Annotated in this window: 13 protein-coding genes and 1 pseudogene; 4 read left to right on the forward strand and 10 right to left on the reverse strand. The window is 71.5% G+C overall.

The window, feature by feature from the left end; translation table 11 throughout:
- Positions 1 to 98 precede the first annotated feature (98 nt).
- The 5 genes and pseudogenes from ACIBJG_RS37455 to ACIBJG_RS37475 form a co-directional block, all read right to left on the reverse strand.
- Positions 99 to 1,031 carry a hypothetical protein gene (locus tag ACIBJG_RS37455; protein WP_399314652.1) on the reverse strand — a complete coding sequence of 311 codons (933 nt, stop codon included), beginning with the start codon at positions 1,029 to 1,031 and terminating at the stop codon, positions 99 to 101.
- Positions 964 to 1,947 (reverse strand): iron uptake transporter permease EfeU, encoded by a 984-nt coding sequence (gene efeU / locus ACIBJG_RS37460; protein WP_399314655.1) that lies wholly within the window; start codon positions 1,945 to 1,947, stop codon positions 964 to 966. The genes ACIBJG_RS37455 and efeU overlap by 68 nt, the downstream gene beginning before the upstream one ends.
- 30 nt (positions 1,948 to 1,977) lie before the next feature.
- Positions 1,978 to 3,264 carry an iron uptake transporter deferrochelatase/peroxidase subunit gene (gene efeB, locus ACIBJG_RS37465; protein ID WP_399314657.1) on the reverse strand — a complete coding sequence of 429 codons (1,287 nt, stop codon included), beginning with the start codon at positions 3,262 to 3,264 and terminating at the stop codon, positions 1,978 to 1,980.
- 23 nt (positions 3,265 to 3,287) lie between these two features.
- Positions 3,288 to 4,424, reverse strand: coding sequence for an iron uptake system protein EfeO (gene efeO, locus ACIBJG_RS37470; protein WP_399314658.1), 1,137 nt, complete (start codon positions 4,422 to 4,424; stop codon positions 3,288 to 3,290).
- Positions 4,425 to 4,615: 191 nt separating this feature from the next.
- Positions 4,616 to 4,970 (reverse strand): annotated as a pseudogene (locus tag ACIBJG_RS37475) (hemin ABC transporter ATP-binding protein); the annotation flags it as partial.
- A gap of 137 nt (positions 4,971 to 5,107) precedes the next feature.
- Here ACIBJG_RS37475 and ACIBJG_RS37480 point away from each other — a divergent pair.
- A complete protein-coding gene (locus ACIBJG_RS37480; protein WP_399314660.1) occupies positions 5,108 to 5,779 on the forward strand; it encodes a PhzF family phenazine biosynthesis protein in 672 nt (223 codons plus the stop codon).
- A gap of 84 nt (positions 5,780 to 5,863) precedes the next feature.
- Here the strand turns inward: ACIBJG_RS37480 and ACIBJG_RS37485 are convergent, their stop codons facing one another.
- The 4 genes from ACIBJG_RS37485 to ACIBJG_RS37500 form a co-directional block, all read right to left on the reverse strand.
- Positions 5,864 to 6,529, reverse strand: a complete 666-nt coding sequence (locus tag ACIBJG_RS37485; RefSeq protein ID WP_399314662.1) for a heme oxygenase (biliverdin-producing) — start codon at positions 6,527 to 6,529, stop codon at positions 5,864 to 5,866.
- Positions 6,530 to 6,752: 223 nt separating this feature from the next.
- Entirely contained in the window at positions 6,753 to 7,610 is an 858-nt protein-coding gene (map, locus tag ACIBJG_RS37490) for a type I methionyl aminopeptidase (RefSeq protein WP_399314663.1), read from the reverse strand.
- Positions 7,611 to 7,715: 105 nt separating this feature from the next.
- Positions 7,716 to 8,519, reverse strand: coding sequence for an MFS transporter (locus ACIBJG_RS37495; protein ID WP_399314665.1), 804 nt, complete (start codon positions 8,517 to 8,519; stop codon positions 7,716 to 7,718).
- A 178-nt stretch (positions 8,520 to 8,697) separates the two neighbouring features.
- On the reverse strand, positions 8,698 to 9,300 hold the full coding sequence (locus tag ACIBJG_RS37500; RefSeq protein WP_399314667.1) for a hypothetical protein: 603 nt from the start codon (positions 9,298 to 9,300) through the stop codon (positions 8,698 to 8,700).
- Between the two features lie 141 nt (positions 9,301 to 9,441).
- Here ACIBJG_RS37500 and npdG point away from each other — a divergent pair, with 141 nt between their 5' ends.
- Together npdG and ACIBJG_RS37510 are read left to right on the forward strand one after the other, a co-directional pair.
- Positions 9,442 to 10,152 (forward strand): NADPH-dependent F420 reductase, encoded by a 711-nt coding sequence (gene npdG, locus ACIBJG_RS37505; RefSeq protein WP_399314669.1) that lies wholly within the window; start codon positions 9,442 to 9,444, stop codon positions 10,150 to 10,152.
- 89 nt (positions 10,153 to 10,241) lie between these two features.
- A complete protein-coding gene (locus ACIBJG_RS37510) occupies positions 10,242 to 10,433 on the forward strand; it encodes a hypothetical protein (RefSeq protein ID WP_399314671.1) in 192 nt (63 codons plus the stop codon).
- 32 nt (positions 10,434 to 10,465) lie between these two features.
- Here the strand turns inward: ACIBJG_RS37510 and ACIBJG_RS37515 are convergent, their stop codons facing one another.
- On the reverse strand, positions 10,466 to 11,263 hold the full coding sequence (locus ACIBJG_RS37515; RefSeq protein WP_399314672.1) for a site-2 protease family protein: 798 nt from the start codon (positions 11,261 to 11,263) through the stop codon (positions 10,466 to 10,468).
- 202 nt (positions 11,264 to 11,465) lie between these two features.
- On the opposite strand from ACIBJG_RS37515, the gene ACIBJG_RS37520 reads away from it, so the two are divergent.
- On the forward strand, positions 11,466 to 14,810 hold the full coding sequence (locus ACIBJG_RS37520) for a BTAD domain-containing putative transcriptional regulator (protein WP_399314674.1): 3,345 nt from the start codon (positions 11,466 to 11,468) through the stop codon (positions 14,808 to 14,810).
- Positions 14,811 to 14,818 lie beyond the last annotated feature (8 nt).

The raw sequence follows: 14,818 nt of genomic DNA on the forward strand, positions 1-14,818 counted from the left end.
GCGGACCCGAGAACCCCTACAAGGGCTGCACCCGTATCACCAGCCGAAACGCCGAGCATTGCGCCGCAGATCGAACCTCTAACCGAACGGCATTGGCCCTAGGACCCCTTTGCCGCCGTGAGGCCCGGTACGCGGTTCAGCACGATCACCTTGCCCGTACCGGCGCCCTTCTTCGGGACGTACACCAGCTGGCTGGAGACCCGCTCCTTCGTGAGCGTGCTCTGCACCTCACCGGTCATCAGCGCCGCGACGTCCTCGGAGACGGTCGGACGCAGCCCCTTCGCGGCGGTCTGCCGTTCGAAGTGCTTGCTGCTGAAGAAGACCAGCGCGCCGCCGTCGGCCGTCTCCAGGCCGAGCGGCCCGAACGCACCGCTGTTCAGCGGCTGGTCGATGTACTGGTACGAGAAACCGGCCCGCCGGGCGTTCACGCGGGCGTTGCGCCAGACCGAGGTGGACGTACCCGGGGCGAACACGTCCGGCGTGCCCTTTTGCAGGTATCCCGTGTACTGCGCGCCCAAGTCCTCCGGGGCCACCGCCAGGCCGGCGCTGTCCGCGGCCACCGGGGTGGCCCGCCCCTCGCCGTCCTTCGCGAAGTCGGGGAGCTGGGACGGGGTGACGACCGACAGATAGGAGGCCTTCCACCCCGCGTCGGGCCCGGACCTGACGAAGACGAACAGCCAGCGGGTGTCCTGCTTCCCACCGTCCTGGTCACGGTTGGAGTCGGTGTCCGCGAGGAACCACCGCGGCCAGCCGGCCTTCTTCGGGATGACGTAGTCCGCATCGGTCAGTTCCAGCGGCCGGTGGTTCGCGTTGCCGTCCGGATTGTTCTTCTGCCGGGCCCGCAGACCTGCCTGGTTGATCGCGCCGAGCGCACCGGTGACCCGGTCCGCGTCCAGCGCGGGATCGTAGGCCTTGTCCGCCGCGTTGTACGCGGCGGTGAAGTCCTTCAGAGCCTGCGCGGCCTCAGACCGCGTCGCCGCCCGGACGACTTCCAGCTCGCCGTGCACCGTCACGCACCCGCTCGCCGTCATGCTCAGCACCGTCGCTGTCGCGAGCCCCGTCGCCAGCCGAACCGGCCTCAGGCTTCTCATCCGTTGCTTTCCGCGCCTTCTGATCCGTCGCACCCACCGCAGGGCCCTCTGACCGTCCGAACCCTACCGGGGAGAGGAACAGCGCGAGCGTGGGGATCAGATACAGCGCCCACACCGTGATCTGGAGAACGGTCGGGTCGGGCTGGAAGTTGAACGTCCCCTTCAGCAGCGTGCCGTACCAGCTGTCGGGCGGAATCGTGGCGCTGATGTCGAACGCCCTGTTCTGCAGACCGCCGAGGAACTCGGCCTCCTGGAGGTCATGGACGCCGTACGCGAGCACACCCGCCGCGACGATCACCAGCATGCCGCCGGTCCAGGTGAAGAACTTCGCCAGGTTGATCCTCAACGCACCGCGGTAGAAAAGCCATCCCAGCACCACGGCCGTCAGGATCCCGAGCAGCGCACCGATCATCGGATGCCAGCCGTCGTCCGCCGCGTGCACCGCACGCCACACGAACAGCGAGGTCTCCAGGCCCTCGCGGCCCACCGCGAGCAGCGCCGTGGCGACCAGGGCGCCGGTGCCCATCGCGAGTGCCGCGTCGAGCTTTCCGTGCAGCTCCGTCTTCAGATGCCGCGCGGTGCGCCGCATCCAGAAGACCATCCAGGTGACGAGGCAGACCGAGAGGATCGACAGCGAACCGCCGAGCGCCTCCTGGGCCTTGAACGTCATCTCCTGCGAACCGAATTCGAGACCGGCGCCGAAGGCCAGACTGACGACGATCGCGATGCCGACCCCGGTCCAGATCGGCAGCAGCTTGTGCCGGTTGCCGGTCTTCACCAGGTACGCGATGAGAATGCAGACGACCAGGCTGGCCTCAAGGCCCTCGCGCAGGCCGATCAGGAAGTTACTGAACACGTTTCGGTTCCCTTTCCGCTTCGAGTCCCGTTACGAGAACAGCGCCCGGCCCCACCAGTCGTCCTTGTCGCGGACGCCCGGCGGGACGGCGAAGTGCGCCGAACCCACGTGCTGGATGTACTCGTTGAGTGCGTCATGTGCCGCCAGGCGCCGCTGCAGCGGCACGAACGCCTTGCGCGTGTCGCGCTGGTACGCGAGGAAGAACAGCCCGGCGTCGAGCCGGCCCAGGCCGTCCGTCCCGTCGGTGAAGGAGTAGCCGCGCCGCAGGATCGTCGCCCCGTCATTGGTGTCGGGGTGCGCGAGCCGTACGTGCGCGGTCGGCAGCATCGCCTTCAGGAACGGCTCGTCGCGCTCCTTCGCCTTGCCGACCGGGGCGCCCTCGCCCTTGTCGCGGCCGAAGACGTCCTCCTGCTCCTGCAGCCCGGCCCGGTCCCAGGTCTCGATGTGCATCCGGATGCGCCGGGCCACCAGGTAGGAACCGCCGGTCATCCAGCCGGCCCTGTCCTTCTCGCCGACCCACACGTGCTGGTCGAGGGCGGCGGTGTCGGTACCGGCGATGTTCCGGGTGCCGTCCTTGAAACCCATCATGTTGCGCGGGGTCTGGGCGTCGGGCGTCGTCGAGGACGTCTTGCCGAAGCCCAGCTGCGACCAGCGGATCGCGGTGCGGCCCATGCCGATCCTGGCGAGGTTACGGATCGCGTGCACCGCCACCTGCGGGTCGTCCGCACAGGCCTGGACGCACAGGTCGCCGCCGCTGCGGGCCTTGTCGAGGTTGTCGCCCGGGAACTTCGGCAGCTCGACGAGCGCGTCGGGGCGCCGGTCCTCCAGGCCGAACCGGCCCTTGGCGAACAGCGAGGGGCCGAACCCGATCGTCAGCGTCAGCCGGGACGGCTTGAGCCCCAGGGCCTCGCCCGTGTCGTCCGGAGGCGCCTCGGGCAGGCCTCCGTAGGCGCCGTCGCCGACCGCATGGCCGGCCGTCATCCGCTCGGCGGCCCGGGTCCACTCCTTGAGCAGCGCGACCAGTTCCGCCCGGTCCTTCGTCGTCACGTCGAACGCCGCGAAGTGCAGCCGGTCCTGGACGGCCGTGGCGATCCCGGCCTGGTGCGCACCGTGGAACGGCACCGCCGCACCGCTGTCCGCCGCCGTCACGGGGGTGTCCCCGGAACGCACCGCGGCCGCGGCGCCGCCGGCCACCGCCGCGCCGAGCGCGAGCCCGGCGCCGCCCCAGCCGAGCAGGGCCCGCCGGGAGGGGGCGCTGCCCGGCGTCCCGGCGTCGTCGTCGGATGTCTGCGGATTCTGCGGATTCTGCTCGGACATACCCGGAGCCTCTTTCCGGCCGGTTACTTCGTCACCGCGGCGGCGAGCCGCGAGAGGGGCTCGGCCAGCGCGTTGACCGCGTCCGACAGCTCCTTGCGGTCCGCCTTGCCGACCTTCTCGTACGAGGTGAACACGTATGAACTCTTGTCCGTGCGGTACTTGTCCAGCAGCGTGTTCAGCGCCGCGAACCGCTTGTCCAGGGTGGAGGTCAGCGCCGCGTCGTTCTTCGTGGCGATCGGCTTCAGCAGCTCGTACGACTTCTCCGCGCCCTCGACGTTGGCCTTGAAGTCGACCAGGTCGGTGTGGCTGTAGCGCTCCTCCTCGCCGGTGACCTTGCCGGTCGCGACCTCGTCGAGGAGCTCCTTGGCGCCGTTGGCCATCGAGGTCGGCGTGATCTCCGCCGTGCCGACCCGCTTCTGCCAGTCGAGCAGGTCCTTGTAGAGGGTCGGCGCGAGGGCCTTCTCCTCGGCGCCCAGCTTCTTGTCCTGCCACAGGGCCTTCTCCAGGCGGTGCCAGCCGGTCCACTTCTGACCGTTCTCCAGGCCGTCCTCGCGGACGTCGACCTTCGGGTCGATGTCGCCGAAGGACTCGGCGACCGGCTCGGTGCGCTCCCAGCCGATACGGGAGTCGGCGTACGCCTTCTTCGCGGCCTCCACGTCACCGGCGGCGACGGCGTCCGTGAAGACCTTGACCTTCGGCAGCGTCTCGTCGGCCTGCGCCTGTACGTAGGTGCGGTAGGCGGCGACGGCCTTGTCCATCTCCGGGCTGCGCTTGGCCGCCTTGCCACCGCTGACCTCGATCTTCTGCCGGATGCCGTGGCCCTTCATGCCGGGCTTGCAGGCGATCTCGTACGAACCGGCCTTGATCTCGGCCGTGATGGTGGCCTTGGTGCCGGGGCCGATGTTCTCCCGCTCGGCGACGATGCGGTCGTCCGGGAACAGGACGTAGACCTCGGTGACCTTGGAGCCCTTGTTCTGCACGGCCAGCTCGACGTGCCCGGCCGGCAGCTTCGTCTTCGAGACCTCGCAGGAGTCGTCCTTGGCGACGACCTGGACGGCGCCCTCGCCCTTGCCGTCGCTCTTCTCGGCGCAGCCCGTGACAGCGGTCAGGGCGGCCACGGTGGCGGCAGCGGTGACGACGGAGAAACGAACGGCTCGCATGCGGGCTCCACTTGAGGACGAAGGAGAAGAGGGGGAAGGGCCGGACAAAGGCGGGTGAGGCGAACCTAACTTAACCGAGGCTTACCTGACCGATACCCACCTGTGCAGTGATTCAGCTCTCACTGGGGGCTCACGGGAACGAAAGGATCACAGTCGACCCATGAGCGAATCCCCAACAGGTCAAGCGATGGTCAAGTGGCCCTTTTCGGTACGACGAGAGGCACCCCGGTCCGCGGATGCGGGAACACCTCGACCGGCTGCCGGTAGACCGTTCCTAGCCAGTGTGCATCAGTGAGTTTCGGACCGACCGCCCGGCGGACCGGCCACCGTGATCCGCCCGTCATGCAGGACGGCGGCCCGGTCCGCGTACGCGGCAGCGAGGCCCAGATCGTGCAGGACGACGACCGCGTCCGCGGCTGCGGGCCGCTCCCGGCAAATCCGCAGCACCAGTCCCTGGTGGCGCAGGTCCAGCGCGGCGGTCAACTCGTCGAGCAGCAGCAGCGGGGCGCGCTGCGCCGGCACCCGGGGCAGCGCCACCCGGGCCCGCGTCGGGAGTCATCGTGGCCGCCGGAGCGGGAGTGGTCGGGGTGGCCCGCCGTCGCCGTACCGCCTGATTTCCGCCGCACCGCCCGGGTACCGGCCCTCTCGCGGGGCGGGTGCCCGGGCGGTGCTTGAATGCGCACGTGAATGACTACGACGTACCCGCCGGCATCGACGTACTGCGCGTGTTCTGCGGCCCCGACGGCCGGCACGGCAACGCGCTCGGAGTCGTACGCGACGGACGCGACCACCCCGACGAGGCGTCCCGGCAGGCCCTGGCTCGGAAGCTCGGCTTCAGCGAGACCGTGTTCGTGGACGACCCCGAGCGCGGTCATCTGGACATCTACACCCCGGGTCTCCGGCTGCCGTTCGCCGGGCATCCCGTGGTCGGCGCCGCGTGGCTGCTCGACCTGGAGGTCCTGGAGCTGGGGGTGGGTGAGGTCTTCGCCCGCCAGGACGGGGAGTTCAGCTGGATCACCGCCCGCCCGGAGTGGGCGCCGCCGCGCACGCTCCAGCAGTACGCCTCGGTCGCCGAAGTCGACGGGCTGCCCGCCCCGCCGCCCGGCGAGGGCTGGCTCTACGCGTGGGCGTGGGAGGACGAGGCCGCGGGCCGGGTCAGGGCGCGGGCTTTCCCGCGCAGGGACGATGGCATCGCGGAGGACGAGGCGACGGGGGCTGCGGCGCTGCTGCTCAGTGACCGGCTGGGCCGCGCCCTGAACATCAGACAGGGCCGCGGCTCCCAGATCCTCACGGCCCCGGCCCCGGACGGCACGGTGGAGATCGGCGGCCGGGTCATGCTGGCCGCCCAGGGCTGAAAATCAAGCCCGTCCGGCGATTGAGGACGAACCAAAGCGGCGGGGCACCCGACCCCGGGCACCCCGCTGCCGCCCGCCAAGGTCCTAAGCGCTGAGCGGGAACACCTCGCCCAGCTCCCGGAACACCGCGGTGTTCAGCGCGAACGCGCGCTTGCACTCGTCCACGATCCGCTGCTTCTCCAGATCGTCCGCGTTCACCGCGTCCAGCAGCTCGCGGTAACCCCGCTTGAAGGAGGCGGGGTTGGATATCTCCTCGAAGACGTAGAACCGCACCCCGTCACCCTTGTGCGCCAGGCCCCACGTCTTCTCCGCCTTGTCGCGGATGATCTGACCGCCCGACAGGTCACCCAGGTAGCGGGTGTAGTGGTGCGCGATATATCCCGCGGGCCAGGTGCGGGCGCACTCGGCGACCCGTGCGGCGTACGCGGCCGTGGCCGGGAGCGGCTCCAGGCCCTCGCGCCAGTCCGCACCCCGCAGATGCGCCAGATCCCGCTCCAGCTCGGTGGTGCGCATCAGCTCGGGCTGGATGAACGGCCCGGCGACCGGGTCGTCGGCCAGCGCCTTGGCCCCGTCCTCCAGCGCCCGGTACACGAACCACAGCTGCTCGGTGTAGCGCGTGTACGCGTCCACGCCGAGGCGCCCGCCGAGCAGATCGCTCATGAAGGTCGAGGTCTCCGCCTCGGTGTGCTGTTCGTGCGACGTGGTGCGGATCAGCGTCGAGAAGGGCGTGGCGGTGACGGTTGCGTCCAAAGCGGGCCTCCGGGGACCGAGGGGGACGGGAAGTCCAGAAAGAGACGGAAGTATCGGCCCGCCGGGGCTGTTCGCCGCGGCGCCTGCCGATGCGTCGATCTTCCTGCTTAGGCTTACCTAAGTCAACTGGTTCCCGACGCTCTGTCGGTAAAAACGGCGGGAGGGAACGGGAAACGGCCGCCCGGAAGGGGCGGCCGTCGAAGGGAGTGGGCGATTGGCGGGATTACGGGAGCGTGAGGATCTCCGCGCCCGTCTCCGTCACCACCAGCGTGTGCTCGAACTGTGCGGTGCGCTTGCGGTCCTTCGTGACCACGGTCCAGCCGTCGTCCCACATGTCGTAGTCGTGGGACCCGAGCGTCAGCATCGGCTCGATGGTGAACGTCATGCCGGGCTGCATCACGGTGGTGGCGTGCGGGCTGTCGTAGTGCGGAATGATCAGCCCGGAGTGGAACGAGGAGTTGATCCCGTGCCCCGTGAAGTCCCGCACCACCCCGTACCCGAAGCGCTTCGCGTACGACTCGATCACCCGGCCGATCACATTGATCTGGCGGCCCGGCCGCACCGCCTTGATCGCCCGCTTCAGCGACTCCTCGGTGCGCTCCACGAGCAGCCGCGACTCCTCGTCCACGTCACCGCAGAGGTAAGTGGCGTTGTTGTCGCCGTGTACCCCGTTGATGTACGCGGTCACGTCGAGGTTCACGATGTCGCCGTCGCGCAGCACCGTGGAGTCCGGGATGCCGTGGCAGATGACCTCGTTGAGCGAGGTGCAGAGCGACTTGGGGAAACTCCGGTACCCCAGCGTCGACGGGTACGCGCCGTGATCGCACATGAACTCATGGGCGACCCGGTCGAGTTCGTCCGTCGTGACGCCCGGGGCGATGTGCTTCGCGGCCTCACCCATCGCCTGGGCGGCGATGCGTCCCGCGACGCGCATGCGCTCGACGGTGTCGGCGTCCTGGACCTCCGGGCCGCTGTACGGCGTCGGGGCCGGCTTGCCCACATACTCGGGGCGCCGGATGTTTCCGGGCACGGAACGGACGGGAGTGAGCTCCCCTGGTACAAGCAGCGACTGGCCAGACATGTCAGCGAGTCTAACCAGCGTGTCCGGGGCACCATGGCACAGAGGAAAGGAGCGGGCAATGGCCCTGTTCAAGAAGCGCACGGTCGGCAAGCCGGGCGAGTGGTTCTACTGCCTGGAGCACAAAAAGGTCGAGGAGGGCCCCGAGTGCCCGGCCAAGGACCGCTTCGGTCCGTACACCTCCCGCCAGGAGGCCCAGCACGCCATGGAGACGGCACAGGCCAGGAACCTGGAGTGGGAGACCGACCCGAAGTGGCACGACCGCCGGGAGCCGGACGAGGACGCGAACGGCTGAGGGCAGGGGGCCGGGGCCCCGCGCCCCGGGCTCAGGCCCGCCGGCGCCGCCGCCCGCAGGGCCTCCTCGCTCCGAGCCCGCCTGCGCAGCGCGTCCTCGTCCGTCTCCGAGTCGTACGTGAGGAGCTTCGGCAGCGCCGCGGCCAGCAGCGCCACCGAGGCCACGCACGCCACACCCCCGGACCAGACCGCGGTCCTGGTCCCCGTCCACCCCGCCATGCCGCCGGCCCGGACCTGGCCCAGCTGCGGGCCGACGCTGTACGAGAGCACCTCGATGCCCGCGAGCCGGCCCCGCAGCTCCTCCGGGATCGTCTGGTTCCAGATCGTCGAACGGCCGAGCCCGCTGAGCATGTCGCCCGCACCGGCGACCGTCAGACAGGCCAGCACCAGCCATACGTCGCCGAACCAGCCGGCCGCCGCGATGGCCAGCCCCCAGACGGCCGCACCGAACACCACGAACAGCCCGTGCCGCCGCACCCGCGAGGTCCAGCCGCTGGTCAGGCCGAGCACGAGCGAGCCGACCGAACCGGCGAGCGGGGAACCCGTGAGGTCCTTGATCTGGAGCGGCAGAGCGATCAGCGCCATGAAGCTGCCGAAGTAGGTGACGATCCCCTGCACCTACAGCAGCCGGAAGTCCGCGGAGGAACGCCAGGGCGAGAGGTCGGGAAGCAGTGCGGCCAGCCTGGCGGCGAGGGAGGTGCTAGAGGCCACGAGGAGACATGGTCCGTCCCGGTGCGTGTCCTGTGCAAACAGATTTCGGGCAGCGTGGCGTGGCCGGGGCCGGTGGTCCTCTGCGTCACCAGCGCGCCGGCGGAGGCGCGGTCAGCTGGTCGGCGAGCCGGGACAGCCGGTCCCGGAACCGCCGCCGGCCGCGGGGCACGGGCGCGCCGTTCTCCCCCGCCGCCGCGCTGACGAGGTGCTGGACCGTGTCCAGGTCCACGTCGTCGCCGCCCGTCACGGAAAGCGCCTCGTGGGCGAGCCCCCGCACCTCCGGGTCGCCGTTGTCCAGCGACAGGACCGTCGCCCCGGCCCGGCGGGCATCGTGCACCCGCTCCAGCAGCCCCTCGCCCGGCCGCTCCGGCACCACCACGAGCAGCGTCTCGCCCCGCCCGGCCGCCTCGATCCGGCCCAGCCCCACCGCCAGGTGCGCCGGGTCGCCGGGCTCCACCCGGTGGCGCACCAGCGTGGGCACCAGCTCGGGCAGCCCCGACCAGGTGGACTCGTCGACCAGATGGGCCGCCAGATGCCATGGCTCGTACACCTCGGTCCCCACCAGCAGCAGTCCGCCGCCGTGCGGCACGACGGACGAGCGCAGCGTCCCGGCGAACCGCCGGGTGGCCGACGGCCACTGGGTTCCGGCCAGCACCTCACGCAACAGCGCCACACGTACGGCATCCATGGCCCGGCATCATGCACCAGACCCGGGCCCCCGCACCGGCGAACGGCGGCGGAACCATCCGTACGGGGCTCCGCACGAAGGGCATCCCACTGGCCGAGGACACACCGTCCCGCCCTCGTACCTGGCAGTAGTGTCGGGGCCATGACTACGAATGACAGCGGCAGCGCCCCGAAGCCCCCCGCGAAGGACCCCTGGGACCTCCCCGACGTGTCCGGCCTGACCATCGGCGTCCTCGGCGGCACCGGTCCGCAGGGCCGCGGACTCGCCTACCGGTTCGCCCGCGCCGGACAGTCCGTGATCATCGGCTCCCGTGCGGCGGACCGCGCACAGACCGCCGCCGACGAGCTCGGGCACGGCGTCCGCGGTGCGGACAACGCCGCCTGCGCGCGGGACAGCGACGTCGTGATCGTCGCCGTGCCGTGGGACGGGCACGCCAAGACCCTGGAGTCCCTGCGCGACGAGCTCACCGGCAAGCTCGTCATCGACTGCGTCAACCCGCTCGGCTTCGACAAGAAGGGCGCCTACGCCCTGAAGCCCGAGGAGGGCAGCGCCGCCGAGCAGGCCGCCGCCCTGCTGCCGGAGTCCCGCGTCACGGCGGCCTTCCACCACCTCTCGGCGGTGCTGCTCCAGGACGAGGCGATCGAGGAGATCGACACCGACGTGCTGGTGCTGGGCGAGGCCCGTGCCGACACCGACATCGTCCAGGCGCTGGCCGGCCGGATCCCGGGGATGCGCGGCATCTTCGCGGGCCGGCTCCGCAACGCCCACCAGGTCGAGTCGCTCGTCGCCAACCTGATCTCGGTCAACCGCCGCTACAAGGCACACGCCGGGCTGCGCACCACCGACGTCTGAGCCGCGGCCCCGCACCCTGCTCCCGACGGCCGGGGGCATGGGGGACACTGGACGGGACCGCGCACCATCCCCCGACAGGAGCCACCCTCATGCCCCGCCTCGCTCTCTACGCCATCGCCGTCTGCGTCCTCGCCGTCGCAGCGGCCGTGATCTCCTTCGTGCAGGGCAGCTGGCTCCTCGGCGTCGTCTGGGTGCTGCTGGTCGGGCTCTCGTCCAACATGGCCTGGTACTACGTACGCCGTCATCGCGTCGTGAACGCCCAGAGCGCACAGGGCGCCTAGGGCGTGTCCGGCTGATCAGGGCGGGACAGCCCCTAGCCGGCCATCGCGCACACCGGGTTCGCCGTCTGCCAGAACCGGTAGGCGTCGAGACCGCAGTACGTCTCGAACTCACTGACGCCCAGCGACCGCAGAATCGCATCGATCGCGTCGAAGAACGCCGCGTTCACCTCCGGGATCCAGAGCAGCGCGAAGACCGCGATCAGCCCGAACGGGGCGATCGGCTCCACCGCGCGCCGGACCCGGTGCGAGAGCCACGGCTCGATCACCCCGTAACCGTCCAGCCCCGGCACCGGTACGGAGTTCAGGATCGCGGCCGTCACCTGGAGCAGCGCCAGGAAGCCCAGTGCGTACCGGAAGGGCACCGGTACGCCGTCCAGCGCGTCCAGCCAGAAGGGCGCGGTGCACACCAGCGCGAACAGGACGTTCGTCAGCGGGCCCGCCGCCGAGATCAGGCTGTGCCGCCAGCGGCCGCGGATTCGGCCCCGCTCGATGAAGACCGCACCACCGGGCAGCCCGATCCCGCCCATGATCACGAACAGCACGGGCAGCACGATGCTCAGCAGTGCGTGTGTGTAAAGCAGAGGGTTAAGGGTCAAATACCCCTTCGCGCCGATGGAGATGTCGCCGCTGTGCAGCGCCGTCCTGGCGTGCGCGTACTCGTGCAGACAGAGCGAGACGACCCAGGCCGCCGTGACGAACAGGAAGGTGGCGAAGCCGGGCTGTTCGGCGAAGTCCGTCCACACCGCCCAGCCGGACACCGCCGTCACGGCGGCGATGCCGAGGAAGACCGGGCTGATCCGCCGGTCGCTGCGGGCTGGTGCGGAGGTCATCGGCGGCTCCTGGTGGCTGCGGGGAGGGAGGGCGCGGGCGGGCGGCGAGCCCCGACCGTACAGGCGACACGCGGAAAACGTCTGGCATCGGGCCGGTGGTTCCATGAAGGGTGGGGGCATGGCGGTCAGGAATACGGGCGGGGCGAGCGGGTGCGGCCGGGCGGCTGTGGATGACCCGGCGCGCGTCACGGACAATGGGCGCGTGCGCTACGGCATCCTCGGTACCACCCAGGCACTCCGCGACGACGGCACGGCCGTCGCCCTCGGCGGGGCGCGGCTGCGCGCCCTGCTCGCGGTGCTCGCGCTGCGCACCGGCCGGACGGTGTCCGTCGCGGTCCTCGTCGACGAGGTGTGGGACGGCGACCCGCCCGCCGACGCGCCCGGCGCCCTGCAGGCACTCGTGGGCCGGCTCCGGAGGGCGCTCGGCCCTACGGCGATCGCCTCCGCCGACAGCGGCTACCGGCTGGCCGCAGAACCGGACAGCGTCGACCTGTACCGCTTCGAACGCCTCGCGGGGGAGGGCGTGCGCGCCCTGGAGACCGGCGATCCGGCGAGGGCCCTGAGCGTCCTCGACGACGCGCTCGGCCTCTGGCGGGGACCGGCGCTGGCAGACCTTCCCGACCGGCAAGCCGTCGCGGCCCGCTGGACCGCCCGCCGCCTCGACGCCCGCCGGACCAGGCTCACCGCGGCGCTCGCGCTCGGCCGGTCCGCCGAGGCACTGCCGGAGCTGGCCTCACTCTGCGACGAACACCCCATCGACGAACCGCTCCAGGCGCTGCGGCTGCGGGCCCTGCGCGACGCCGGGCGCACGGCCCAGGCGCTGGCCGCGTACGACGAGGTGCGCACCGTCCTCGCCGACCGGCTCGGCACCGACCCGGGGCCCGAGCTGAGCGCCCTGCACGCCGAACTGCTCCGTCAGGAACCGGCCCGCCCCGCCACGAAAACCGCCCCGCGGACGGCTCCGCGCGCCCCCGCACCGGCGGTCCTCCAGGGCAACCTCCGGGCCAGGCTCACCAGCTTCGTCGGACGTGAGCGCGACATCGACGCCCTGCGCGGCGACCTCTCGCGGGCCCGGCTGGTCACCCTGCTCGGGCCCGGCGGGGCGGGCAAGACCCGGCTCTCCCAGGAGACCGCCGAATCCTTCGACCCCGCGTCCTGGCCGGACGGCGTCTGGCTGGCCGAACTCGCTCCCGTCGACGACCCCGAAGCGGTGCCGGAGGCCGTCCTCGGCGCACTCGGTGCCCGCGAGACCGTGCTGCGCGGCGCCGGCGCCGAGGAGCTGCGGGCCGCCGAACGGGGGGCGGGCGAACGGGCAGCGGGCGAGCCGCTCTCCCGGCTCACCGAACACTGCTCCCCGCGCCGGATGCTGCTGCTCCTGGACAACTGCGAGCACGTGATCGAGGCCGCCGCGGCCCTCGCCGACCACCTGCTGGCCCGCTGCCCGGGGCTCACTGTCCTCGCCACCAGCCGCGAACCCCTCGGCGTGCCCGGCGAGTTCGTCCGGCCCGTCGAGCCGCTGCCCGACCCGACGGCCCTGCGCCTGCTGGCCGAGCGCGGCGCCGCCGCACTGCCAGGCTTCCGCGTCGACGCCGACGAGGCGACGGCGGCCGCCACCGCCGAGATCTGCCGCCGCCTGGACGGCCTGCCGCTCGCCATCGAACTGGCCGCCGCCCGGCTGCGGATGCTCACCCCGCAGCAGATCGCCGACCGGCTCGACGACCGCTTCCGGCTGCTGACCAACGGCAGCCGCACCGTCCTCCCGCGCCAGCAGACCCTGCGGGCCGTCGTCGACTGGTCCTGGGACCTCCTCGCCGAGGACGAACGCACCACCCTGCGCAGGCTTTCCGTCTTCGCCGGTGGCTGCACACTCGAAGCGGCCGAGGCGGTCTGCGCGGACGGGCCGCGCCAGGCGCGTGAGGTCGCCGGGCTGCTCGGCTCCCTCGTCGACAAGTCCCTGGTCGTCGCCGCACCCGCGGCGGACGGCGGGATGCGCTACCGCCTCCTGGAGACCGTCGGCGAGTACACGGCGGAACGGCTCGACGCGACGGGGGAGCGGGACGGCGTCGAGCGCCGGCACCTCGTGTACTTCCGGGAGCTGGCCCGTACCACCGACCCCCTGCTCCGCGGCGCCGGACAGCGCGCCGCCATCGAGCTCTTCCAGCGTGAGTACGAGAACCTGCGCACCGCGCTGCGGCACGCCGTCGCCGCACGCGACGAGCAGGAGTCGCTGTGCCTGGTGATCTCGCTCTCCTGGTACTGGCACATCCGCAACCTGCGCAGCGACGCCCTGCACTGGGCCGACGCCGCGGCGGCCCTCGGCCCCGACCCGTTCGCCCCGCCCGTGGAGCCCGCGCCCTCGATCCACGAACGCTGCACCGACGCGCCACCGCCCATGGGACCCGAACTGCTTCAGGAAGCGCGTCGCCAGGTGGGGCTGGTCCAACTGGTCAACATGGACCACGCGATGGACGAGTGGGCGAACGAGGCCAGCATGGAGCGGCTGCGGGGGATCGCGGCCACCTATCAGGTCGGCCAGCCGCAGACCTGCCGGAGCCCCGCATCGCTCTGGTTCTTCGCCGTCATGCTCACCGGAGGCGTTGCGGACCTGCGGCACCTGCTGGACGAAACGGTCCGCGCCGCGCGGGAGTTCGCCTTCGAGTGGGAGCTCGCCGCGGCGCTTCAGATGCGCGCCAACGTGCTCGCCAACCGCCCCGACTGGGCGGGCGAGGCTCATGTGGACGCCGACGAGAGCCTGGAGATCTTCGGCCGTCTCGGCGACGACTGGGGCATGGCCGAGGCGCTCTCCTCGCGTGGCGAGGCGTACGAGAAGACCGGCGACTTCACCCGGGCGGCCGAGGACTACCAGGCCGCGGTCGGCTACGCGGAGAAGCTCGGCGCCCTGGCTCAGGTGTCGGTGCTCCGCACCCGGTACGCCTCCGCGCTCACCGAGCTCGACCGCGGTGCGGAGGGCGAGGTGATCCTGCGAGAAGTACTCGCCGACGGACGGCACACGGGGCACGAGGCGAGACCGGCGGCCCGGCTCTTCCTGGCCCTGTGGCTGGGCCGAAACGGTCGTACGGCCGAGGCCCGTGAGCAGTTCGCCATCCTGCTCGAAGAGTTCAGGTCCCAGACCATGGCGATCTTCGAAGGGTTCGTGCTGGGCGGCCTGGCCTGGCTGGACAACCTGGAGGGGGACCATGCCGGCGCCCTGGACCATGGCCGGCAGGCACTGTCGCACCTGGGCGACCCGCTGACGCAGATGGTGGCACCCCAGATGGCGGTGATCCACATGGTCACCGCGGCGTGGGCGCTGGGCGGGCTGGGCGAGGAGCGCGGGGCGGAGCTCGGTGCGCGGCTGCTGGCCGCCGGCCGGGAGCTCCTTCCGCAGGGGCACTTCCTGACGTCGATGGAGCGGGACAACTTCGACCGGGCCGAGGAGCTGGTCCGTGCCGCGCTCGGGGACGCCGCCTACGAGGCGGCGTACGCCGAGGGCGGCGGCCTCGGTCTGGAAGAGGCCACCGCCCTCGTGGACGCGTACCGGGACTGAAACGTCCG

This window comes from Streptomyces sp. NPDC050422, from assembly GCF_044458665.1.
Classification (GTDB): Bacteria; Actinomycetota; Actinomycetes; order Streptomycetales; family Streptomycetaceae; genus Streptomyces.